This is a genomic window from Mesorhizobium sp. WSM4822, from assembly GCF_055811155.1.
In genome coordinates this window covers 755244-776089 of the sequence record NZ_JBVVQM010000001.1, presented here as the reverse complement: position 1 = coordinate 776089, position 20846 = coordinate 755244, and the positions used below count along the sequence as shown (strand labels likewise).

The following is a 20846-nucleotide window of genomic DNA, read 5'->3' as shown; positions in this document are numbered from 1 at the left end:
GATCGCAGCTGAGTTGCTATCTGACCTTGATGACGACCTTGCCCTTGGCGCGTCCTGTTTCGACATAGGCCAGCGCCTCGTTGGTCGCCTCGAAGGGAAAGACCCGATCGACGACCGGGCGGATCGCGCCGGCTTCGATGAGCGATGCGATCTTGCTCAACTGCTCGCCCTGCGCCCACATGAAGAGAAACGAGAACGTCACGCCACGGCGCTTGGCTCTCGCTCGAATACCGCGGCTCAGCAGGCGAAGCACCAGCTTCAGCACCATGTTCAGTCCCTTTTCCCTGGCGAAGTCGGGATCCGGTGGGCCGGAGATGGAGATGAGCTTGCCTCCCGGTTTCAGCACATTCAATGATTTTTCAAGTGTCTTTGTGTCCTGGCTGTTCAAGACGACGTCGTAGCCCGACAGCACTTTTTCGAAATCATCTTTCCTGTAGTCGACGACGACATCGGCGCCGAGCCCCTTGACCAGACCGGCACTCGCCGCGCTGGCGGTGGTCGCAACGGTCGCGCCGAGATGCTTTGCCAGTTGGATGGCGAATGTCCCCACGCCGCCGGATCCGGCTTGAATGAAGACCTTCTGTCCCCTCTTCAGGTTGGCCCTTTCGATGAGCGCCTGCCAGGCGGTCAGGCCGACCAGCGGGATCGAGGCCGCCTCTTCCATGCTGAGGTTCCCGGGCTTCAGGGCCACGTCGGCCTCGTCCATGGCTATGAACTCGGCGAATGTCCCGATCCGGCCATCGCGCGGCCGCGCATAGACGTCGTCGCCGAGTTTGAACTTGCGGACTTTCGATCCCACGCGGACAACCCTCCCGGCCACGTCGTGACCCAGGATGAACGGCCGGCGATAGGGCAGGATCAGCTTGAACTCTCCGGTTTTGACCTTGGAATCGAGCAGGTTCACCGCCGCGGCGTGGACCTCGACCAGGACATCGCTGTCCCCGAGTTTCGGCTCCGGCATTTCGGCCAGCCGCAGCGTGCCGTTCTTGCTATATTTGTCGACGACGAATGCCTTCATGGCAGTGACTTTCTGAGAGATTGTTGATGTTCGGGACAAGAGCCGCCCGGTGAGAGGTGTCAGGCCTGGAGAAAGGCCAATGCTTTCGGAACGAAATCGGCGTGGTTCTGGAACACCCCGCCATGGCCGGCATCCGCATAGATCACCAATTGCGCGCCCGGAATGCGGCGGGCGAGATCGTGGGTATTGACGCTCGGCACCATCCTGTCGTGATCGCCATTTGCGATCAGCGCAGGGATGCGGATGGCGCTCAAGTCTTGCGGCGCCTGTAGTCCATAAGCCTTCACCGCCCGGAGTTGCGCGCCGAACGCGCTAAGCGATATCGGCCTGTCGCGGTCGGCCTTGCGCTCTGTCAGCCGCTGCAGGAACGCCTTCGCGGCGCGGCGCCCATTCACCGTTCTGGTGAAAAACAGATAGTATTTCGGATCCCGAAAAGTCAGCGCACCCTTGATCATGTCCACGATCGTCAGTGGTGTCATCTTGTCGATGCCTTGGCCGCCGGCCGGCCCGGTGCCGGCCAGGATGAGCTTGCGCACAAGCCCGGGCTCGGTCAGCACGATCTCCTGCGCCACGAAGCCGCCGAGTGAGAAACCGAAGAGATCGACTTGATCGAACCCCAGCGCCCGGACAAAGGCGACCGCATCCCGTGCCATCTCGGCGATGCGTGACGGCGTTTTGCCGCCTGAAGCACCAACGCCCCTGTTGTCGAAGGCAATCACCCACCGGGTCGCGGCGAGGCCATCGACGATGCGTGGATCGAAATTGTCCAGTTGAGCGCCGAGATGGTTCAGCAGGATTACCGGCACGCCCGTCCTTGGTCCGAGCTGCCGATAGACGAATGCCGTGCCGCCGACATCGACGGAGTGCGTTGGCGTGTCCTGGAACGATGCCCGTAAGTGGGGCGACCGCTTGAACCCATGCGTCATGCTTGGCACCTCCGCCTTGCGGGGGCTGGCCAATCGTGTTGTCGTTGCCAGTCGCATGTGCGTAAAATCCTCTGCTCGCTTTTGGTCAAACCGGCAGGCGGAACTGTTTGCGCAGGCTCTTGTCGAATATCCCCGCGGGAGCAAAGCGGCGCAGCAGGCTGACCTGGCGCGCTGCCCTGCCGGCGGTGTAGCGCCGTTGCGGACGGGCATCGGTCGCTGCTTTGACGACCACCTGCGCCACCACTTCGGGCCGATCGGCTACGGGCATCACATCGCGAAGCAGCGCTTCCAGCGTAGCTCGAGCCTGATCGTATTCCTGCAACGGCGAATCCGGTTGGATCCCGTTCTGGTCGAAGACAGTGCGAACGAATGCCGGCTCGATGACCGAGACGCGGATATTGAAGGCACGAACCTCGTGGTCAAGCGATTCCGAATAGCCCTCGAGCGCGTGCTTGACCGCCGAATAATGCGCTGAATACGGCGCCGGCACCAGTCCCAGCACAGAGCCGATATTGACGATGCGCCCCTCGCCACGCCTCCGCATCGACGGCAGCACCGCATTGGTCATGCGAATGACGCCGAACAGATTGACGTCGAACAAGGCCTGCACCTGTGCAATCGAGAATTCCTCGGCGCCTCCAAGCTGGCCGACGCCAGCATTGTTGACCAAGAGGTCGATCCGGCCGGTCTGCGACAGCACCGTCGAAACGAGTGCGGCAACGGCCTCACCGTCGGTCACGTCGCAAACCAGCATGGTCACCCCGTCCGGGCCGTTGTCGGCCTTGCGCCGGCTGGTTCCGAAGACAGTGAACCCCGCCTTTGCCAGAGCCTCGGCACTGGCGCGGCCAATGCCCGAAGAGGCTCCCGTCACAACAGCGGTTATTCCGGAATTCGCATTCATTTCGTGCTCTCCAAAATCATGAGGGCTAGCTTTTTTGCGCCCGTTGAATTACAGTCGTAATATCAGATTACACTCATAATGCAATAGCAGAAAGGAATAGCAGCCATGCGCTACGAAAAGGGCCGGAAGGACGCCTCGCGCGGACGGATCCTGGAGGTCGCTGCGGAACGCTTTCGCGGCGACGGCATCGCCGCGTCCGGACTGGCGACCATCATGAGCGACGCCGGGCTGACGAACGGCGCCTTCTATCCGCACTTTCAATCCAAGGCGCAGCTTGTCCGCGAAAGCGTGGCGGCGGCGATGGAGCTTCAGGCGCAGCAACTGGCAGAAGCATTAGCTTCGGGCGTGGAGATGGCCATCGGCACGTATCTATCGGCCGAGCACCGGGACAATCCCGGAAAGGGCTGCGCGTCAGCCGCGCTGCTGCCGGAGCTCGCCCGTCAGCCGCCTGAGACGCGTGAAGCCTATACAGACCACCTGCTGGCTTTGGTGCGCCAGTTGGCGCAAGCGCTACCGCAGGCCAAGGATCCGGAGGGCGTGGCGCTGGCTGTCTTCGCAACGCTCCTCGGCACGCTGCAAATGGCCCGCGCCGTGGGCGGAACGGAATTGTCCGATCGCATCCTCTCGGTGGGGAAAGATGCGGCGAAGACGCTGATCGAGCAGCGTTAGCGCTCCAGGAAGCTGACAGTGAGGAACATGCCGGGCGCGGATAGCCGATCCGTCAGATCTTCCGGCTGGCCAGCAGCCTTGTCAGCCAGTCCGGATTCATTTCCGGAACAGAGGACAAAAGCCGTTCGGTATAGGCCGCGTGCGGTGGCGTGAGAACTTCGCTCTTCAATCCCTGCTCGACGACTTTGCCGCGGTGCATGACGACGATTTCGTCGGCTATCGCGCGCACCGTAGCAATGTCATGGGTAATGAAGATGTAGCTCATTCCGAGTTCACGTTGGAGACGTATGAGAAGCTTGAGAATTTCCTCTTGGACGATCTGGTCGAGCGCGGACGTGATCTCGTCGCAGATGATAAGCTCCGGATCGGCAGCCAACGCCCGGGCAATGCAGACGCGCTGTTTTTGGCCACCCGACAGCTCGCCAGGCAGGCGTTCCAGAAAATCTTCGCTCATCTCGACCATGTGCATAAGTTCGCCGATCCGGCGATCCCTCCGCGCGCCCTTGAGGCCGAGGTAGAACTCGAGCGGCCGAGCTATGACTTCTTCGACCGTTTGGCGCGGATTCAGGGCGTTGTCGGGCATTTGATAAATCATCTGGATGCGGCGCAGGACCTCTTTCGGCCGCGTCTTCAGGCCCGTGGAAAGAAGCTGGCCGGCAAAAGAAATCGAACCTGAAATTGGCGGCAAAAGGCCGGTGACGACTCGAGCGAGCGTCGATTTCCCCGAACCGGATTCGCCGACCACAGCCACGGTTCTTCCGCGCGGAACCTTGATGGAGACATCCTGGAGCACCTTGACCTTTCCTGCATAGGCCGCGGTAACGTTGTCTATCGTCAGCAGATAGTCATCGGCTGGAACTTCGGGCTTGGCGAGCTTGCGTACGGCCCAGAGCGTTTTTGTATATTCCTGGCTGGGTGAGGCCAGCATCTGGCGTGTGTCTGCCTCCTCCACGGTACGTCCGTGGCGCAGAACCATGATACGATCCGCCATTTGCGCCACCACCGCCAGGTCATGCGTCACATAGATTGCAGCGGTGCTGAGTTCCTCCACGATGTTGCGAATGGAAGCTAGAACTTCAACCTGCGTGGTCACGTCGAGCGCCGTTGTTGGCTCGTCGAATATTATGAGGTCCGGACGACAAGCCATTGCCATCGCTGTCATTGCCCGTTGCAACTGCCCGCCGGAGACCTGATGAGGATAACGAAAGCCTATGGTCTCCGGTTCTGGGAGTTGAAGGCGTCGATAAAGATCGACGGCGCTCCGGTTCGCCTCTTCCCGGCCGGCAATTCCATGCGCCACCGCGGTTTCGACGGTTTGTTCCAAGAGCCGATGTGCCGGATTGAAAGAGGCAGCCGCGCTTTGCGCGACATAGGCAATGCGGGAGCCCCTGAGGCGACGGCGCCCTTTTTCACTGACTGCCAGAAGATCAATCCCGTCGAACAGGACCGAGCCTTGCGTGATCCGGCAGCCCGGCTTGGCATAACCCATTGCGGCAAGGCCAATGGTAGACTTGCCGGCGCCTGACTCTCCGATCAGCCCAAGAACCTGGCCTCGCTTCAGCGTCAGATCGACCCCGTGGACAATGGGATGCCACCGCTCATCCGAGAACCCCTCCACATGCAGATTGCGGATTTGAAGCAGATCCTTTCCTTTTTCGCGTGGGCCTGGGCCGCTACTTTTCATCCCGCAACCCGCTTGTTGCTTGCAGGAACCAGTCCACCACGAAATTCACGGACACGGTAAGGAGAGCAATCGCGCCGGCCGGAAGTAGCGGGGTGACATCGCCATAGGTGATCAGGGTCGCGTTCTCGCGCACCATTGATCCCCAATCGGCCGTCGGCGGCTGAATACCGACGCCGAGAAACGACAGCGCCGCGACTGTCAGGAACACGAAGCAGAATCGCAAGCCGAACTCGGCGACCAGTGGCGGCATGACATTGGGAAGGATTTCCTTGGCGATGATCCATTTCGGTCCCTCGCCGCGTAATCGTGCCACCTCGACATATTCCATCACCGCCACGTTGAGCCCGACGGCGCGAGAAAGCCGAAAGACCCGGGTGGAATCCAGAAGCGCAATGATGACAATCAGGCTGGTGATCGACGAGCCGAAGATCGTCAGCAGCACCAGCGCGAAGATCAGACTCGGGATTGACATCAGCACGTCCACCGCACGCGACAAGATCTGGTCGAGCCACCCCCTGTACAATGCGGCAAGAAGGCCGAGCGAGACGCCTACCGCGAAGGACAGCAACGTGGTTGCGACCGCGATAGCGATGGTGTTGCGCGCACCGTAGATCAAGCGGGTAAGCATGTCGCGGCCGAGCTGATCGGTTCCCAGTTTGAACTCCTGGCTCCACGGCGCGAAGGCTTCGCTGAAAACCTGCGTCTCGCCATATGGGGCTATCCAGTGCGCGAAGACCGCAACAAAGACGTAGCCGAGGATCACGACGATGCCGAACCATGCGTTGAACGGTGCCTTCTTCAGCGCAGTTTTCGCCCGGGTCGCACGCGAGCGCCTCAGCCTTTGAACCGCCGCGACAGATTCGGATCTGGTCATCGTGGGTGCAAGAGCCTGGGATTGGTGGCGATGGAAATAACATCGGCTAGCAAGTTGAGAAGGATGTAAGTCGCGGCGAAAATCAGGGCGCAGGCCTGGACAACCGGAACATCCCTGGATTTCACCGCGTCAACCATCAGCTGGCCGATGCCGGGGTAGACGAAAACGACCTCGACCACGACCACTCCGACGATGAGATACGCCAGGTTGAACGCCACCACAGTGACGATCGGAGCCCAGGCATTGGGCAGGGCATGCCTCAGCACGATCACCATCGGGGACATTCCCTTGAGGCGCGCCATATCGATGTAGGGGCTTGCCAGCATGTTGATGATGGCCGCTCGGGTCATGCGCATCATGTGGGCCACGATTACCAGCGTAAGCGTGATTGCCGGCAGGGCGACTTTCCAGAGATGCTCCCAAAATGGCGTCTGATCGTTCACATTCGACAATGTCGGAAATTTGGGAACCGCATTGAGCGCCCAGTTCAGCGAGACAGTGAGCCAATGAGGCAGCGTTTGAGCGAAATCGGATCCGATGAACGTGTCGCGCGAGATCACCAGGTAGGCGAGCATATAGGCGACGAAAAATTCCGGGAATGAAATGGTTGTCAGTGTCGCGACATTCACCAGCCGGTCGAACCAGCCGTTGCGGTACAGCGCAGCCAGAATGCCAAGCCCCAAGGCCAGAGGAACAGCTATCAGCGCAGTCACCGCTGCAAGGAACATCGTGTTGTAGAGGCGTGGTGCGATGATCTCGGCCACGGTACGCCGATATCCGGTGCGGCTCGCAAACGAAGAGCCGAAATCGCCATGGAGCATCTGGGCGACCCAAACGAAGTAGCGCTCGACAGGCGGACGATCGATGCCGATTTCCCGCTGGAACGCGGCGACCGTTTCGGGCGTCGCCGATTGCCCTAGCGTGGCCTTGGCGAAGTCGCCTGGAAGCATCGCGATCGCAGAGAAGATGATGATGGACACGATGAACAAAGTGACCAGGCCGAGGCCAAGGCGCTGCAGGACCGTTCTTGCGACGGGGTTCATGTGCGTGGCGTTTCCCTTTGGGCGGCAGCCCTGCACTCGGAGTAAGCCGGCCGGAGCCTCAAAACCATCGCGGCTCCGGCCCGCCATCTCATGCCGTGGCGATCCACCAGCGTTCGGCCATTTTCAGTCCATCGTTCTCCCAGTTGGGCGCCACATCACCGTGTGCGAGCTTTTTGGATTGCGCGCTGACGAAATTGTTGAAGACCAGCACGATGCTGCCGCCGTCATCGTGGGTTAACTGCTGCATCTCGGCATACATCGCCGTTCGCTTGGCCTCGTCCGTCTCGGCGCGCGCCTGGACAAGCAATTCGTTGAAGTGGGGATTTTTCCAGAAAGACTCATTCCAACTGGAGTCGGCGGCGAAGGCTTGCGTGAACATCCAGTCGGCCGTCGCCCGACCGCTCCAATAGGAAGCGCACCAGGGTTTCTTTAGCCAGACATTGTCCCAATAAGCGTCCTCGGCCTCACGCACGACATTGACGTCGATGCCGCATTGGGCTGCCGTTTCGCGAATGAGCGAAGCCGCGTCCACGGCGCCGGCAAAAGCGGCATCGGCGACCGAGAGATCCACTTTCAGGTTCTCCATTCCGGCCTTTTTCAGGTAGTGCTTTGCTTTTTCCGGATCGAAGCTGTGTTGCGGTTGCGGATCTTTGGCGAATTTGATGGCCGGCGCGATGGGGTTGTCGTTGGCCACAGTAGCGTGGCCAAGAAAAATCTTGTCGACGATTTCTTGGCGATTGATCGCCCATTTCAATGCCATTCGCACGTCCGGATTATCAAACGGCGCCATCGTGACATTCATCGGCAAGGTATAGTGCCCGTAGCCAGTGACTTCGACGATTTCCACCTTGGGATTGCGTTTCAACATGCCGAGGGTCTTCAGGTCGGCGCGGCCGATATAGTCCACCTCCCCCGTGGACAGCGCCGCCATGCGGGCGGCAAGATCCGTGATGGCGATGAACTCCACCTCATCGAGATAGGGCTTGCCATTCTTGAAGTAGTTTGGATTGCGCTTGAGTTTGGCCGAAACACCGGGCTGGAAATTCTCGAGGACGAAAGCACCGGTGCGAACGCCTGAAGCCCAATCCGCCTTGCCGTCCTTGGCCGGCACGATGACCAGATGGTAGTCACTCATAATGTAAGGGAAATCGGCGTTGCCGCTCTTGAGCGTGAAAACCACCGTTTCCGGGCCATCCGCCTTGATGTCGGCGACGGAGTCCAACAGCGATTTCGCCGCCGATTTGGTGTCCTTGCCCATGTGATATTGCAAGGAGGTCACGACGTCATCCGCCGTCACGGTCTTGCCGTTGTGAAAGGTTGCGCCTTTGCGCAGCTTGAAGGCCCAGGTTTTGGCTCCATCCGAAGTTTCAAAGCTCTCGGCGAGGTCCGGTTGGACATTGCCTTTGGCGTCGACCTCAGTGAGGCTGTTGGACAGCGAGCCCGAAAATGCGGTTTGTGTGAACGTGTCGGGGTAGCCGGCCGGATCGATCGAATCCGTCGTCGCGCCATGAGCCATGCCGAGCTTGGCGAAGCCGCCCTGCATCGGTTCGGCCCGCGCCGTGCTCACGAACAGCCGGTCGGCGGCGGCAACGGTCAGGCCCGCGGCCAGCCCAAGATGAATGAAGTCGCGGCGGGAAACCTTGCCGCCTCCGATCAGGCTTTGCGCGATACCAAGCTTGTATTCAGATTCTGACATTTGACTCTCCCATTGCGGAGTTCTCCGCGTTATTTCTCGTCAAGCACCGGCGAACAAATCTGCTTATCGGCTCCCGCCAACTTTCCTTCGATTTTTCCAATCCCAATCGGCTGGCGCCAATCAGGCCGTCACGTAGATGCCGCCGGCTTCGACGGTGACTGGAAATGTGCGCGCGCGAACGGACGGATCGACCAAGGCCGCGCCTGACTTGATGTCGAACTCCCAGCCGTGCCAGGCGCATCGAACGATCTCGTTTTCGCGATGATAGATGAATTGCGCCTGTTCAACGGGCGCGGTTGTGCCGCATTGCGGCCCCTCGCAAAGCGGAGCGCCACGGTGCGGACAGACATTCAGCAGCGCGTGGAATGAATCTCCGATGCGGAAAATCCCGACCGAAAGGCTGCGGATCTTGGCGATGAACGGAGACCCTGTTTCGATCTCGTCGACGCGGCAGATATATGTCTTCTCGGGCATCGTATGCTTCCTCAGGCGGCATTCGCGGCTTGCGCGCGGGGGATGCGTTTGTAGACTTCCAGCGCGTTCAGTCCCATGATCTTGCTCTTCCAGGCAGGAGGGATTTGCAGCGTGTTGGCATCGTCGTAATCCCAGTGCGGATAGTCCGATGCAAACATCAGCGTGTTTTCTCCGTCCATCGCTTCGAGCGTGGACCAAAGATGTTGGATGTTTGCAGGCTGCTCCAGCGGCTGCGTGGAAAAGCGGATGTTGCGCCGGCAATATTCAGACGGCAGCATCTTCAGCCATGGCGTCTCCTTGCGCAGCGCTTTGTAATCAGCGTCCAGGCGCCAAAGGACCGACGGAACCCAGGCGACGCCGCATTCGATGATCACGAAGTAGAGGTCCGGCCATTTCTCGAAGACGCCATGGGCGATCATGCTTGCCACGTGCGACATCGCCGACATGTGCAGAATGGCATGCGTTTCCCAGAAGAATGTCGTCGGGGCAGGAGCAATGGCAGTTGAATTCACGCCGCCATGCCCGCCCAGATGAATGGCGAATGGCAACCCCACTTCCGCGCAGGCTTCGTAGATCGGGTGGTAAAACGGGTCGCCATACGGCTTGACGGACCCCTGGGAGGCGAGAACCTGGACCATCCGCGGATGACTGCCAAGACGGCGAATCTCGGCGGCAGCGAGCTTCGGATCCTGTGGCGCGATGATGATCGAGCCCATGAAACGATCGTCTTTCGGCAACCACTGATCGATCTGATAATCGTTGTACGCGCTGACCAGAGCGCTGGCATAGTAAGGGTTAGCCAGGGTCGACGCCTCGATAGGCTCATCGCCGGTCAGGATCGCCACGTCGACTTTGTATTTGTCGAGGTGCTTCTCTTTCATGATGAGATAGTTGTCGGCTTCCGTTTTCGGACGGATGTCCTTGCGGGAGAAGTCCTGCGGGTGGAACCAGGGCCGATGGCCATGCGGAAAGGCGCCAACGGGACCTGTTTTCTCGCCCTCGATGAACATGTCTTTCCACAAGCCGGAGAGATAGGGCTCCAACACGGTGGCGCTTGACCAGTAATTATGACAGTCGCAGTCGACTATGAACACTTCTTCCGCTCCGTATCCGTATCTCGTCCCGGCGGCGCTGCCGGCCGTTGATCTGCTGCAGCTTCCGCCTTGAGTATTGTTTGATCAAGCTTATGATACGTGGAATATGATCGAATTTTTCGATTGGAGATTTCATGCAACTTGATCACATCGAGACCTTTCTCGACATCATCGAATCGAGAAACTTCAATCGCACCGCGGATCGGCTAGGATTGACCCAGTCGACGATCAGCACCCGCATCAAGAATCTCGAGAGCGCAATCGGGTCCGAACTGTTCCAGCGCGGACGCGCCGGGGCGGAGCCGACCGCCGCAGGGCGGCGGTTCGAAGCTTATGCAAGATCCTTGCTGTCTACATGGTCGCAGGCTCGCCACGATGTCCGGGCGTTCAATCGTTTCGAAGGCACCTTGCGCGTCGCCGCGCAGGTCGGGATGACCCGCTCGGTTTTGCCGGGTTGGGTGGAGACGCTGTGTCAGGCTCTTCCCAAATCGTCGATCCATGTCGAGTCGGATTATTCAAACCAGATGGTCAGCGACCTGAGCATGGGAAATCTCGACATCGCAGTGCTTTACGCCCCGCGATACCTACCCGAAATCTCCTATGAGCATTTGATGGTTGAGGAATATGTGATGGTTTCCACGGTGGCCAGAACCCTCTCCGAGGTCGACCCCGAAACCTACATTCGTCCGGGCTATACGGTCCTGCTGGAGAAGGCCCATGCCGAATTGCTCGGCGAGTTGGCGATCTGTCGCCTTTCCATGGGATCGGAAACCTTGGCGGAGATGATGCTACGGCGCACGGGTGGCACCTGCTATATGAGAAGTGACGATGCGCGCAGGTTCGCCCTCGAACGCCCATCGTTCATCGTCGAAGGCGCTCCGACGCTGCATCAGCCGGTCCACACGGCCATCCTGGCGCGCCGCAAACACGAACCGATCATCCGCAAGGGAATCCGCGCCCTTCACGTTGCCGTGATGTCACTGGATATGTAATCGAAATAATCGATCATAACTCGGGAGGGATGCTTCTGTTGCGGGGGGCCTGGAACTGGCATCTTGGGTTCGACTTCGAACCGAGATGAATGATGAACGCACACGTTTCCTTTGGGGCCCCCGACCTCCTGCCGATGAGGCATCATCGGCAATGGGCACAAACCACATCGCAGCTTGTACTCTGCCGTCGTGTAATCGAGGAAACGCCCGATGTGAAAACTTTCGTTTTCACATCCCCGACGGATCGGATGTTCTGCTTCAGCGCGGGCCAGTATGTGCTCGTGCACCTCAAGATCGAGGGTGCCGCGGTGACGCGCTCCTACTCTGTTTCGTCACCACCGACGCGACCGCTCGACCTGCAGGTCACGGTGAAGCGAACACCGGGCGGCCTGGTTTCGAATTGGCTCCACGACAATTTGGGGGCGGGCGACGAGATCGAGATCGAAGGGCCGCTCGGCTCATTCAATCTCGATGACCTACCCTATGAAAAGCCGCTCTTCCTTTCGGGCGGCAGCGGGATAACGCCGGTGATGTCCATGCTGCGTGCGCTTACCGACCGCGCGGCCGACCAGGATATCTCATTCGTTCATAGTGCCAGAACGCCTGGTGATATAGTCTTTCGACGGGAATTGGACGCACTTGCCTCTCGCTTTCCCAACGTAAAAGTAACGTGCGTTTGCAGCCAGGAAGATCCCACCTGGAGGGGGCCGACTGGCAGAATAGACAGTCAGATGCTGCTGACCCTCGTTCCCGATCTCCACAACCGCACTATCTTTGCCTGTGGCCCTGAAGCGTACATGAAAGCCGCACGTGCCTGCCTGGATGCGATTGGCGTGGCTCCGTCACGGTACCACCAGGAGAGCTTCGGCGGCGGCAGCAGCCCCCAGTTGGAACCGGCCCCGACAATACCATCTTCGGTCCGTTTCGTCCGCTCCGGGATCGTGCATAACTGCTTGCCCGGAGAGACGCTGCTGGAGGCGGCGCGCCAATGTGGCGTCTACGTCCCAACCGCCTGCCAGCAGGGAGTTTGCGGCACATGCCGCATCGCCAAGCTGTCCGGCGAAGTCGCCATGGAGGATCTCGGCGGGCTGGCCCCTGAAGAGAAGTCGGCCGGCTATGTCCTGGCATGCTGCAGCCACCCTCAGGGCGCGGTTTCGCTCGATCTTTAACCCCGGGTGCTTGGTTCAGCATTGAAGCCGGCGCAGTAAGTGTTGAACTGCCGGTGAAGGCGTTGCGGGCGTAGCGGACTGATGCGCATCGACCTCAGCCGATATTGCTCAGAAGTCGAGAGCAATCATCATGCCACGGACTTCGGCCATTTCCAGCAGCAGGTCCTGCAGTCTGTCGTCCAGCGCGGCACCGGTCAGCGCCAGAAGCTCGGTAATGCTCTCTCTCATCGATATGACGGCGGCGCCTGTCTTCTCGGCGAGCAGCCGTCCGATGGCAGCCCGGATCAGTTCGTCCTGATCAGACATGCTTCACCTCCCGACGCACTGCAACCTCCCCTTGCTTTCCATGCCACCACCGCTTTCGACAACAGGGCGTGATTTCCCATACGGTATGTTTTTTGATGCGATCCCGGGCGGCTTTGCTCACGCCAGCAGATCGTCTTTATCGACCTGCCAGTCGTTCAAAGCCGCCAATGAAGGCAGCGGCGAAAAATCGCCGGGTTGGACCGTTTCAACCGCTGCAAGCAGCTCCTGCGGCACTTCGTGCCGATAAAGCCCGGTGCATGCGCCCTCTTCGACCATTGCCGGCAACCCCGTGATCGCGTCGAAAATCGAAAATGTACCCGTTGGTTCTTCCAGGATCTCTAAACGCCTCACCCGAAACCTCCCTCTTGCGCAAAAGTAGCGACTAACGCCGCTATCCCCAAGTGGTTCCCCAGGCCGGCACATTTTTTCGCGCCGTGGTTGTAGCGCATGCCGGCAGGGCAGTCATGCCCCCAGGGTGCATAGCCAAAATCGCTACGCACCACTTTTAAATCTTGACGCGTGTCAATTTTTTATAAAACATGCGCAAACGCCGGATTGACATCGGCCGGCGCTCTGGGAGGAGCAATGCCTGACATCGAAAAGCGCCCGAACCGGGGCCGCAATCCGCACATCCCCAAAGTGGGCAGCAACCTGTTGGCGGACCATCGCGCCGGGCGCCAGGCTCGCGCGCCGTCTAACATTGCAGTCACCGGACAGCGACATTGATGCAGCCCATAAAACAATCAGGAGGAGGAAAAACCATGCGTATGTTCAATTGCCTGAAGCCTGGCACGAACCTGCTTGGCGCAGGCATGCTTGCAGCCATCGTCGCAGCGCCCGCCCACGCCGAGGATACGGCGAAAGTCGCGGCCATCGTCAAAGGCCTCGACAATCCGTTCTTCCAGACCATGCAGAAGGGCATCGAGGAACAGGCCAAGGCAAACGGCGTGAATGTCAGCGTCCAGGCCGCCGCCAATATGGGTGACGCCACCGGCCAGGCCGACCGCCTGACCGCCATGGCCATGCAGGATTTCGATTGCTACCTGGTCAACCCGATCAGCGTCTCCAATCTCGTCCAGGCGCTGGTGCCGGTCGCCCAGAAGAAGAAGCCGATCGTCAACATCGACTCGACCATAGACCCCGAACAGGCCAAGGCCGCCGGCTTTGCCGTCTCGACCTATATCGGCACCGACAATGTCGCCGCCGGCGCGCTGGCCGGCGAAGAGATGCTGAAGCTGGTGCCGAAGGGCTCCAAGGTCGCGCTGGTCGCCGGCATCGTCGGCGATGTCGGCTCCAACGCCCGCATCAAGGGCTTCAAGCAGGCGGTGGAAGGCAAACTCGACATCGTGGTGATGGTCAGCGCCGACTGGGATCGCGAAAAGGCGCTGACCGCCGCCACCGATATTCTCGCCGCGCACCCGGATCTCGCCGGCTTCTTCGCCGCCAACGACATCATGGCGCTCGGCGTCGAGCGCGCCGTGCGAACCTCGGGCAAGGACGTCAAGGTGATCGGCCTCGACGGCATCGTCGATGCGCTCAAGTCGATTGCGGCAGGCGAACTCACCGCCACCGTCGCCCAATATCCCTATGTCGTCGGCGCCATGGGCCTGGAGGCTTGTGCAGTGGCGGCCAAGGGCAAGGAACTGCCGGCCAACGTGCCGGCGCCGGTGCTGTTGATCAACAAGGACAATGCCGAAGCCTCGCTGAAGAACTTCCCGCGGCCCGGCGGCGACTATCCCGATCCCTTTCGCGAGATGCTGAAGTGAGCACACCTGCAGACAACGCGCCCGCCGCCCATTCGGCGGGTGCTGAGGAGAGCCGTCCCTCCCTGGCGGCTCTCCTCCTCGATCCCTCCTTCTGGGCCGACTGGGCATCCGTCGTCGGCCTGGTCGGCCTCGTCATCGTCTTCGGCATCGCCCAGCCGGTCTTTCTCAGCGTCGCCAATCTGCAGGCGCTGCTGTTGGCGGCTGCGATCCTGGTCGTGCTGTCGATCGGCCAGACCTTCGTCATCGCCACCTCGGGCATCGACCTGTCGCTGGCGGCAGCCGTCATGCTCGGCGCCATCATCCTCGGCCTCGTCAACGCCGCCGGCTACGGCATCTTCGTCGCCTGCGTGCTCGCGGTTCTGGCCACCAGCGCCGTCGGCTTCCTCAACGGGCTGATCATCACGGCAGGCAAGATCCCCGACTTCGTGGTGACGCTCGGCACGCTGTCGGGCATCACCGGGCTTGGGCTCATCCTGTCGGGCGGCGAGCCGACCATGGTCGGCTCGACCTTCCTGCTCAGGCTCGCTTCCGGCTCGCTCGGACCGTTCGGTTATCCGGTCTGGGTAGCAATCGCAGCCGTCATCGTCGCGCATATCGCACTCTACCACACACGCTTCGGCGTGCATCTGCTGGCGACCGGCGGCCAGACCGAAAGTGCCGGCGCGCTGGGCATCCGCACCAACCGGGTCAAGATCGCCGCCTATACAATCTCGGGCTTCTGCGCCGGCATCGCGGCCATTCTTCTGGTCGCCCGCATCGGCTCGGCCGAACCGCAGATCAACACCAGCCTGCTCTTGAACTCGGTGGCGGCGGTGGTGCTGGGCGGCGTCAGCCTGTTCGGCGGCCGCGCCAGCATTCTGGGACCGGCGATCGGCGCGCTGATGCTCACCGCACTCGTCAACGGCCTGACCTTGCTCAACGTCTCGGCTTTCTACCAACCGCTTGCCGTGGGCGCCATCGTGGTGCTGGCGGCCCTGATCATGCGGTATCAGAAATGAGCGCGCCCCATCACATCCCCGCCGCTGAGGCGATCATCGCCTGCGAAGGGCTGAGCAAGCATTTCGGCGGCATCCGCGCCTTCACCGACGTCGCCTTCCAGGCCCGTCGCGGCGAGGTCACCGCCGTCATCGGCGACAATGGCGCCGGCAAGTCGACGCTGATCCGCAGCCTGGTCGGCGTGCATCAGCCGGACACCGGCAATTTGTTCTTCGACGGACGGGCGCGGCCCTTCGCCAACCCCGACGAGGCACGCAAGGCCGGCATCGAGACCGTGCACCAGAACCTGGCGCTGATCGACGAACTGACGGTCGCGCAGAACCTGTTCCTCAACCGCGAGATCGTGCGCCGCATCGGGCCGTTCGCTTTCCTCGATCGCAAGGCGATGAAGCGCGAGGCCCGTTCCATGCTGTCGCGGCTGTCGATCAACGCGCCGTCGATCAACCAGCGTGTGCGGCGCTTGTCGGGCGGCCAGCGGCAGGCGATCTCGATCTGCCGCGCTGTCGGCTCCGGCGCCAAGCTGGTGGTGATGGACGAACCGACGGCAGCACTCGGCGTGCAGGAGACCGCCAATGTCGAGGCTCTGATCCGGCGTCTGCGCGAGCAGTCGGTCTCAGTCATCCTGGTCAGCCACAATTTCGATCAGGTCCGCCGCCTGTCCGACCAGATCTGGGTGATGCGGGCGGGAAAGATGGCGGCGACCGTGCGCGCTTCCGAAACGTCCGGAAACGAGCTCGTCGCGCTGGTAACCGGCGCGGCATAGTCCTGCAGCATCAGACTTGAAATCAAAGGGAGTTCGCCTGTGGCACCAATTCGTGTCGGACTAATAGGTCTTGGAGAGGTCGCGCAGTCGATCCATCTGCCTGTGCTGGGCGATCAGCGCGACCGCTGGGTGATCGCGGGCGTGTACGACGTGTCGCCCAGCCTGGTGTCACTCGTCACCTCCGAATTTGCGACGGCAAAGGCCTTCGACACGGCCGAGGCGCTGATTAGTTCGCCCGACATCGACGCGGTGTTCGTGCTGTCGTCCGACGACACCCACAGCCGCTTCGTGCGGGCGGCGATTGCTGCCAACAAGCATATCCTGCTGGAAAAGCCCGCCTGCCTGACGGTGCGCGAAATCGACGATCTGCTGGCGCTGATGCCGGGCTACGACAAGACCCTGTTCGTCGGCTATATGCGCCGCTACGCGCCGGCCTATCTGGCGGCCAGGGACGAACTGCCGGCATACGCCGACATCACCCATGTCCGAATCTTCGACCTGATCTCGGAAGGCCGGCACTTTCTCAAGAAGAGCCAGAACGTCCTCTATCCCAACGACATAGACCCTACCCTGCTGGCGCGTGGCGCAAGCGAACGCGACGCGCTGATCCGCGAGGTGGTCGGCGCCGACGCGCCGGCCGATCTGGTGCGCGCCTATCGCGGGCTGACGGCACTTTCCTCGCATCACATTTCGGCGATGCGCGGGCTGATCGGCGAGCCGGCGCGCGTGCTGGCCGCGCACCGCACCAATGGCGGCGCCAACACATCAGTCACCTTCGACTACGGCCATTTCGCTTGTCTCTACGACGCGGTGGTCGACGATCTCGGCCTGTTCGACGCCATGATCGAGGTGCGCTCGAACACCAGGCGTGTGCGCATTCTCTACGACACGCCCTACATCCGCAGCCTGCCCACGCGGCTGGAGGTCACCGATGCCGGCCCGCTTGGCCCGGTGACGAAGACCTTCGGCCCGCTCTATGGCGATGCTTTCTCGAATGAACTCGAGATTTTCCACCGCCACATCACCGAAGGCACAAAGCCTCTGACCGACCTCGCCGATTCCCGTCGCGACCTGGCGCTGATGGCCGAGATCATCGAGCGGATGAAAGAAAGTGGCGGGCGCTGAGGCGCCGCCTGCCGCCTACTTCCCACAGTGATGATCGTTGATCTTGTTCACCGCATTCGCGTCGGGTCCGACGCGATGGTAGGAGCACGCGCCGGCCGCCGTCGTCACCAACTGCTGATCGTAGTAGCGCGGGCCGCCGAACAGGATGTCGATGAGATCGCCTTCGGCGGGAACGTAGCGTTCGGAGTGGACCCGGCGGTCGTGGTGCCGGTCGCCAGCGAAAGTCGGGGCGCAAACGCTTGAGCCCATGGCGACAGCGAGAGCTAGGATCGCAACGCATTTGGTGGTCATGCCAATACCCTCCTGGCCATTCCGGAATCACACATACATCCAAAACCGCCAGCCGGACAAAAGTTCCGGAGAAGACCGCGATAGGCTCTTGCCGAAGCCAGCTGCCTCGCTCATCCATGGTGCGTGGAAATGTGGAACCTGTGATGACCGATGCCAGCCTTCATCTCGTCGAAGCGACGATCGACCAACTGCGCCGCGCGCTTGATGACGGCACCGTCACCAGCGTCGAACTGGTCGGGGCTTATCTCAGGCGCATCGGGCATTTCGACCGCCACGGCATCAGCCTTAATGCCGTCCCAGTGCTCAATCCTGATATGTTCGAGGAGGCGGCAGCCTCCGACCGGCGCCGCCGCAACGGCGCCGTGCTCGGACCGCTCGACGGCATCCCCTACACCGCCAAGGACAGCTACAAGGTGTCAGGCCTGACGGTGGCCGCCGGTTCGCCCGCCTTCGAGCATCTCATCGCCAATGAGGACGCCTTCACCATTGCCCGGCTGCGCGCCGGCGGCGCCGTGCTGATCGGGCTGACCAACATGCCGCCAATGGCCAATGGCGGTATGCAGCGCGGCGTCTACGGTCGCGCCGAGAGCCCCTACAATGGCGACTATCTGACCGCCGCCTTCGCATCGGGCTCATCCAATGGCTCCGGCACGGCGACAGCAGCCAGCTTCTGCGCCTTCGGGCTTGGCGAGGAGACCTGGTCGTCCGGCCGCGCGCCGGCCACCAACAATGCGCTGGTCGCCTACACGCCGTCGCGCGGCGTCATTTCGGTGCGCGGCAACTGGCCCCTGGTGCCGACCATGGATGTCGTCGTGCCGCACGCGCGGACAATGCCCGACATGCTCGAATTGCTTGACATCATCGTCGCCGACGATCCCGAGACGCGAGGCGATTTCTGGCGCGCGCAGCCCTGGGTCGAGCTGCCGAAAAGCTCCGCTGTGCGGCCGCCCCGCTATACCGATCTCGCACTGGCGGGGTCGTTGAAAGGCAAGCGGCTCGGCGTGCCCAGAATGTATATCGGCCGCGACAGCGAGGCCGATGCGCCGATCGAAACCCGCGCCTCGGTGCTTGCCCTGTGGGAGCGGGCCGCGGCCGATCTCACGCGGCTTGGCGCCGAGGTGGTCGAGGTCGATTTTCCCGTCGTTTCCAACTATGAGCGCGACCGCCCCGGCACGCGCACCATGGTCGAGCGCGGGCTGGTGCCCCAAGAGTTCGCCGACCGCGAGCTCTGGGATCTCAGCATCTGGGGCTGGGACGACTTTTTGCGCGCCAATGCCGACCCGTCTTTGCCCGATCTCGTCTCGGTCGACGGCCCAAAGATCTTCCCGCAGCCGCCGGGCACGCTGCCCGACCGCTATGAGGGCGGCTTCGACCTGAGGGAATATGTCGAGCGGGCGCGGTCCGGCGTCACGCCCGTCACGGAAATCCCGACGATTGAAGAAGGCCTGAAGGGCCTCGAAGCGACAAGGCGGATCGATTTCGAGGACTGGCTGGACGCCCATGGCATCGACGCCGTGGTGCTGCCCGCGGCCGCCGATGTCGGACCGGCCGATGCAGACATCGACGAGGCGTCCGCCGCCCTTGCCTGGCGCAATGGCACCTGGGTCGCCAACGGCAATCTGGTCTGGCGCCATTTCGGCATCCCCACCGTCACCGTGCCGATGGGAACCATGGCCGATATCGGCATGCCGGTCGGCCTGACTTTCGCCGGCAAGGCCTATGATGATGTCAGGTTGTTGCGCATGGCCGGCGATTTCGAACAGTCGACCCGGCGCCGCACCCTGCCCCCACGCACGCCGGAACTGACTGAAGATGTATTTTCCCGCCGGCCCACGCAAACCGGTGACGGCAAGGCACCTCCGCTCGTCATCGCGCTTGCCGCCGAGACGCGCACGACGGGCGATCAGGACGAGATCACCATCACGCTCGAACTGCCGATCGACGCCGAGGCGGAAAACGCCAGTGTCAAGGTGCATGTCAACGGCGAGCCTGTCGCGATGCAGCGAAGCGGAGCGCGCTCCTGTGGACAGGCATTGGTTCCGGCCGCTGAGCACCAGCGGTTCCACAGCGTCTGGCGTGGCTCGTATGGCTCGATCGTGACGGCTATTGTGCGGCTGGAGGATGGGCGCAGCGCCGGCGCCTATCTGGTAACCGGAGGGATTGGATGAACGCCAGCCGCTAGGAAGGCAGCGAAGTCAGCCATTCTTCCCAAAATTCCTGCTGCATATGGACGAAAACCGGAACCACGTCGACGCCATCATCAAATATGTCGACCAGATCGCTCTCTTGCGGAAATCGCCCCGTCTTCACCTTGCAGGCTATCAATCCGCGACTTTTCTCCATCACGGTATTTTCCGGATAAACATTGGCGCTTGCTCCGTAACAGAAGGGTAGCAGGCCATCGACTTCGAGTGCCTGACGGATTTGGAACAGAGCCTCGAAAAAGTCTTCCTCTTCTGCCTCGATCACCTTGTCCCGATAACTGCATTTCAGATTGCAGGCAGCGCCGTTCACGTGCAGCGTGAACACAGCTTGCTCGTCGTCACCAACGGAACCTGCGCCGATCAGAAAAACAGTACGCTGATGGTCCATCTCATCCCCCTCGCCATGTGACGGGATGGTAGTACGACAACGGCCGCTTTTCCAGCATGGCAGGGATTGGGACGGCCGCACTCCCTCCCGTCGTCATCCGCTGGCCGGGCGTCCCGCCGCAAAGGCAAGGTCCCGCCGAATGGCGTCCAATTTGTCTTGCGCCAGACCGGCAAGCAGCTTTTCATCGAGGTAGCCTGCTCGGATGAGATGAGCGAAGACATAAAGGAGCTGCGAATAGCGGTAGTCGAACGTCCGATCGATATCCCGCCGCTGTTCACGCAAATAGGCTTCCAGCTCCCACATCTGGGAGGGAACCGTCACCGCACTGGCCTTGCTCTTGAATTCGGCCATCGTCTTTGCGAGGGCCGCCTCAAGAGCCTTATCGAAGGCGTGGCGGGCGCGGACCAACTGAAATCGTTCATTGGATATCTCCGTAGATGTCCTGTGAATTCCACCAGATTTTCACG

At 61.3% G+C, this 20846-nt stretch carries 22 protein-coding genes; 8 read left to right on the top strand and 14 right to left on the bottom strand.

The genetic code is table 11. The annotated features are described in order from the left end of the window. Nucleotides 1-16 precede the first annotated feature (16 nt). From AC0L3E_RS03825 to AC0L3E_RS03815, 3 genes are all read right to left on the bottom strand, one after another. The gene (locus AC0L3E_RS03825; protein ID WP_292335366.1) at nt 17-1018 is read right to left on the bottom strand and encodes an NADP-dependent oxidoreductase; all 1002 of its coding nucleotides are present in this window, start codon (nt 1016-1018) and stop codon (nt 17-19) included. Nucleotides 1019-1077: 59 nt separating this feature from the next. After that, complete coding sequence (locus tag AC0L3E_RS03820; protein WP_473604248.1) at nt 1078-1944, bottom strand: alpha/beta fold hydrolase; 867 nt, start codon at nt 1942-1944, stop codon at nt 1078-1080. A gap of 85 nt (nt 1945-2029) precedes the next feature. Continuing rightward, complete coding sequence (locus tag AC0L3E_RS03815) at nt 2030-2845, bottom strand: oxidoreductase (RefSeq protein ID WP_473604247.1); 816 nt, start codon at nt 2843-2845, stop codon at nt 2030-2032. Nucleotides 2846-2950: 105 nt separating this feature from the next. Between AC0L3E_RS03815 and AC0L3E_RS03810 the strand changes: the two genes are divergently transcribed. Further along, nucleotides 2951-3514, top strand: a complete 564-nt coding sequence (locus AC0L3E_RS03810; RefSeq protein ID WP_127268724.1) for a TetR/AcrR family transcriptional regulator — start codon at nt 2951-2953, stop codon at nt 3512-3514. A gap of 52 nt (nt 3515-3566) precedes the next feature. Here the strand turns inward: AC0L3E_RS03810 and AC0L3E_RS03805 are convergent, their stop codons facing one another. The 6 genes from AC0L3E_RS03805 to AC0L3E_RS03780 all read right to left on the bottom strand — a co-directional run bounded on the left by AC0L3E_RS03805 (nt 3567) and on the right by AC0L3E_RS03780 (nt 10379). Beyond that, on the bottom strand, nt 3567-5198 hold the full coding sequence (locus AC0L3E_RS03805; RefSeq protein WP_473604246.1) for an ABC transporter ATP-binding protein: 1632 nt from the start codon (nt 5196-5198) through the stop codon (nt 3567-3569). Further along, nucleotides 5188-6072: an ABC transporter permease gene (locus AC0L3E_RS03800; RefSeq protein WP_473604245.1), complete on the bottom strand. Its 885-nt coding sequence runs from the start codon at nt 6070-6072 to the stop codon at nt 5188-5190. Before AC0L3E_RS03800 ends, AC0L3E_RS03805 begins: the two co-directional genes overlap by 11 nt. Next, entirely contained in the window at nt 6069-7115 is a 1047-nt protein-coding gene (locus tag AC0L3E_RS03795) for an ABC transporter permease (RefSeq protein ID WP_128306095.1), read from the bottom strand. The genes AC0L3E_RS03800 and AC0L3E_RS03795 overlap by 4 nt, the downstream gene beginning before the upstream one ends. A gap of 88 nt (nt 7116-7203) precedes the next feature. Next, a complete protein-coding gene (locus tag AC0L3E_RS03790) occupies nt 7204-8811 on the bottom strand; it encodes an ABC transporter substrate-binding protein (RefSeq protein ID WP_473604244.1) in 1608 nt (535 codons plus the stop codon). A gap of 120 nt (nt 8812-8931) precedes the next feature. Continuing rightward, complete coding sequence (locus AC0L3E_RS03785) at nt 8932-9285, bottom strand: Rieske (2Fe-2S) protein (RefSeq protein ID WP_023809364.1); 354 nt, start codon at nt 9283-9285, stop codon at nt 8932-8934. A gap of 11 nt (nt 9286-9296) precedes the next feature. Continuing rightward, nucleotides 9297-10379, bottom strand: coding sequence for an amidohydrolase family protein (locus tag AC0L3E_RS03780; RefSeq protein WP_023809365.1), 1083 nt, complete (start codon nt 10377-10379; stop codon nt 9297-9299). 134 nt (nt 10380-10513) lie between these two features. Here AC0L3E_RS03780 and AC0L3E_RS03775 point away from each other — a divergent pair, with 134 nt between their 5' ends. Continuing rightward, nucleotides 10514-11371, top strand: a complete 858-nt coding sequence (locus AC0L3E_RS03775; protein WP_023809366.1) for a LysR family transcriptional regulator — start codon at nt 10514-10516, stop codon at nt 11369-11371. A 212-nt stretch (nt 11372-11583) separates the two neighbouring features. Continuing rightward, complete coding sequence (locus AC0L3E_RS03770; RefSeq protein ID WP_473604243.1) at nt 11584-12540, top strand: FAD-binding oxidoreductase; 957 nt, start codon at nt 11584-11586, stop codon at nt 12538-12540. A gap of 108 nt (nt 12541-12648) precedes the next feature. On the opposite strand, the gene AC0L3E_RS03765 is transcribed toward AC0L3E_RS03770, so the two are convergent. Together AC0L3E_RS03765 and AC0L3E_RS03760 are read right to left on the bottom strand one after the other, a co-directional pair. Next, a complete protein-coding gene (locus AC0L3E_RS03765) occupies nt 12649-12846 on the bottom strand; it encodes a hypothetical protein (RefSeq protein ID WP_473604242.1) in 198 nt (65 codons plus the stop codon). A 117-nt stretch (nt 12847-12963) separates the two neighbouring features. Continuing rightward, complete coding sequence (locus tag AC0L3E_RS03760) at nt 12964-13197, bottom strand: hypothetical protein (RefSeq protein ID WP_127270217.1); 234 nt, start codon at nt 13195-13197, stop codon at nt 12964-12966. 410 nt (nt 13198-13607) lie between these two features. Here AC0L3E_RS03760 and AC0L3E_RS03755 point away from each other — a divergent pair, with 410 nt between their 5' ends. The 4 genes from AC0L3E_RS03755 to AC0L3E_RS03740 are packed head-to-tail and all read left to right on the top strand — an operon-like array spanning nt 13608 to nt 17496. After that, the gene (locus tag AC0L3E_RS03755) at nt 13608-14612 is read left to right on the top strand and encodes a sugar ABC transporter substrate-binding protein (RefSeq protein ID WP_473604240.1); all 1005 of its coding nucleotides are present in this window, start codon (nt 13608-13610) and stop codon (nt 14610-14612) included. Beyond that, on the top strand, nt 14609-15610 hold the full coding sequence (locus AC0L3E_RS03750) for an ABC transporter permease (protein ID WP_127319368.1): 1002 nt from the start codon (nt 14609-14611) through the stop codon (nt 15608-15610). Before AC0L3E_RS03755 ends, AC0L3E_RS03750 begins: the two co-directional genes overlap by 4 nt. Beyond that, entirely contained in the window at nt 15607-16371 is a 765-nt protein-coding gene (locus AC0L3E_RS03745; protein WP_473604239.1) for an ATP-binding cassette domain-containing protein, read from the top strand. Before AC0L3E_RS03750 ends, AC0L3E_RS03745 begins: the two co-directional genes overlap by 4 nt. A 39-nt stretch (nt 16372-16410) precedes the next feature. After that, a complete protein-coding gene (locus tag AC0L3E_RS03740; protein WP_292560456.1) occupies nt 16411-17496 on the top strand; it encodes a Gfo/Idh/MocA family protein in 1086 nt (361 codons plus the stop codon). A gap of 15 nt (nt 17497-17511) precedes the next feature. On the opposite strand, the gene AC0L3E_RS03735 is transcribed toward AC0L3E_RS03740, so the two are convergent. Further along, nucleotides 17512-17787, bottom strand: coding sequence for a hypothetical protein (locus AC0L3E_RS03735; protein ID WP_473604238.1), 276 nt, complete (start codon nt 17785-17787; stop codon nt 17512-17514). Nucleotides 17788-17930: 143 nt separating this feature from the next. Here AC0L3E_RS03735 and AC0L3E_RS03730 point away from each other — a divergent pair, with 143 nt between their 5' ends. Then, nucleotides 17931-19955 carry an amidase gene (locus tag AC0L3E_RS03730; RefSeq protein WP_473604237.1) on the top strand — a complete coding sequence of 675 codons (2025 nt, stop codon included), beginning with the start codon at nt 17931-17933 and terminating at the stop codon, nt 19953-19955. A gap of 10 nt (nt 19956-19965) precedes the next feature. Here AC0L3E_RS03730 and AC0L3E_RS03725 read toward each other — a convergent pair whose 3' ends face one another. Together AC0L3E_RS03725 and AC0L3E_RS03720 are read right to left on the bottom strand one after the other, a co-directional pair. Then, the gene (locus AC0L3E_RS03725) at nt 19966-20379 is read right to left on the bottom strand and encodes a hypothetical protein (protein ID WP_127269153.1); all 414 of its coding nucleotides are present in this window, start codon (nt 20377-20379) and stop codon (nt 19966-19968) included. A 93-nt stretch (nt 20380-20472) separates the two neighbouring features. Then, nucleotides 20473-20787, bottom strand: coding sequence for a hypothetical protein (locus AC0L3E_RS03720; protein ID WP_473604236.1), 315 nt, complete (start codon nt 20785-20787; stop codon nt 20473-20475). Nucleotides 20788-20846 lie beyond the last annotated feature (59 nt).

What these genes read in the sequence shown, in the direction of transcription:
- AC0L3E_RS03725 (WP_127269153.1), bottom strand. Translation starts at nt 20,379, where the DNA reads ATGGACCATCAGCGTACTGTTTTTCTGATCGGCGCAGGTTCCGTTGGT.
- AC0L3E_RS03820 (WP_473604248.1), bottom strand. Translation starts at nt 1,944, where the DNA reads ATGACGCATGGGTTCAAGCGGTCGCCCCACTTACGGGCATCGTTCCAG.
- AC0L3E_RS03730 (WP_473604237.1), top strand. Translation starts at nt 17,931, where the DNA reads ATGACCGATGCCAGCCTTCATCTCGTCGAAGCGACGATCGACCAACTG.
- AC0L3E_RS03790 (WP_473604244.1), bottom strand. Translation starts at nt 8,811, where the DNA reads ATGTCAGAATCTGAATACAAGCTTGGTATCGCGCAAAGCCTGATCGGA.
- AC0L3E_RS03810 (WP_127268724.1), top strand. Translation starts at nt 2,951, where the DNA reads ATGCGCTACGAAAAGGGCCGGAAGGACGCCTCGCGCGGACGGATCCTG.
- AC0L3E_RS03775 (WP_023809366.1), top strand. Translation starts at nt 10,514, where the DNA reads ATGCAACTTGATCACATCGAGACCTTTCTCGACATCATCGAATCGAGA.
- AC0L3E_RS03805 (WP_473604246.1), bottom strand. Translation starts at nt 5,198, where the DNA reads ATGAAAAGTAGCGGCCCAGGCCCACGCGAAAAAGGAAAGGATCTGCTT.
- AC0L3E_RS03800 (WP_473604245.1), bottom strand. Translation starts at nt 6,072, where the DNA reads ATGACCAGATCCGAATCTGTCGCGGCGGTTCAAAGGCTGAGGCGCTCG.
- AC0L3E_RS03785 (WP_023809364.1), bottom strand. Translation starts at nt 9,285, where the DNA reads ATGCCCGAGAAGACATATATCTGCCGCGTCGACGAGATCGAAACAGGG.
- AC0L3E_RS03755 (WP_473604240.1), top strand. Translation starts at nt 13,608, where the DNA reads ATGCGTATGTTCAATTGCCTGAAGCCTGGCACGAACCTGCTTGGCGCA.
- AC0L3E_RS03765 (WP_473604242.1), bottom strand. Translation starts at nt 12,846, where the DNA reads ATGTCTGATCAGGACGAACTGATCCGGGCTGCCATCGGACGGCTGCTC.
- AC0L3E_RS03815 (WP_473604247.1), bottom strand. Translation starts at nt 2,845, where the DNA reads ATGAATGCGAATTCCGGAATAACCGCTGTTGTGACGGGAGCCTCTTCG.
- AC0L3E_RS03745 (WP_473604239.1), top strand. Translation starts at nt 15,607, where the DNA reads ATGAGCGCGCCCCATCACATCCCCGCCGCTGAGGCGATCATCGCCTGC.
- AC0L3E_RS03825 (WP_292335366.1), bottom strand. Translation starts at nt 1,018, where the DNA reads ATGAAGGCATTCGTCGTCGACAAATATAGCAAGAACGGCACGCTGCGG.
- AC0L3E_RS03735 (WP_473604238.1), bottom strand. Translation starts at nt 17,787, where the DNA reads ATGACCACCAAATGCGTTGCGATCCTAGCTCTCGCTGTCGCCATGGGC.
- AC0L3E_RS03795 (WP_128306095.1), bottom strand. Translation starts at nt 7,115, where the DNA reads ATGAACCCCGTCGCAAGAACGGTCCTGCAGCGCCTTGGCCTCGGCCTG.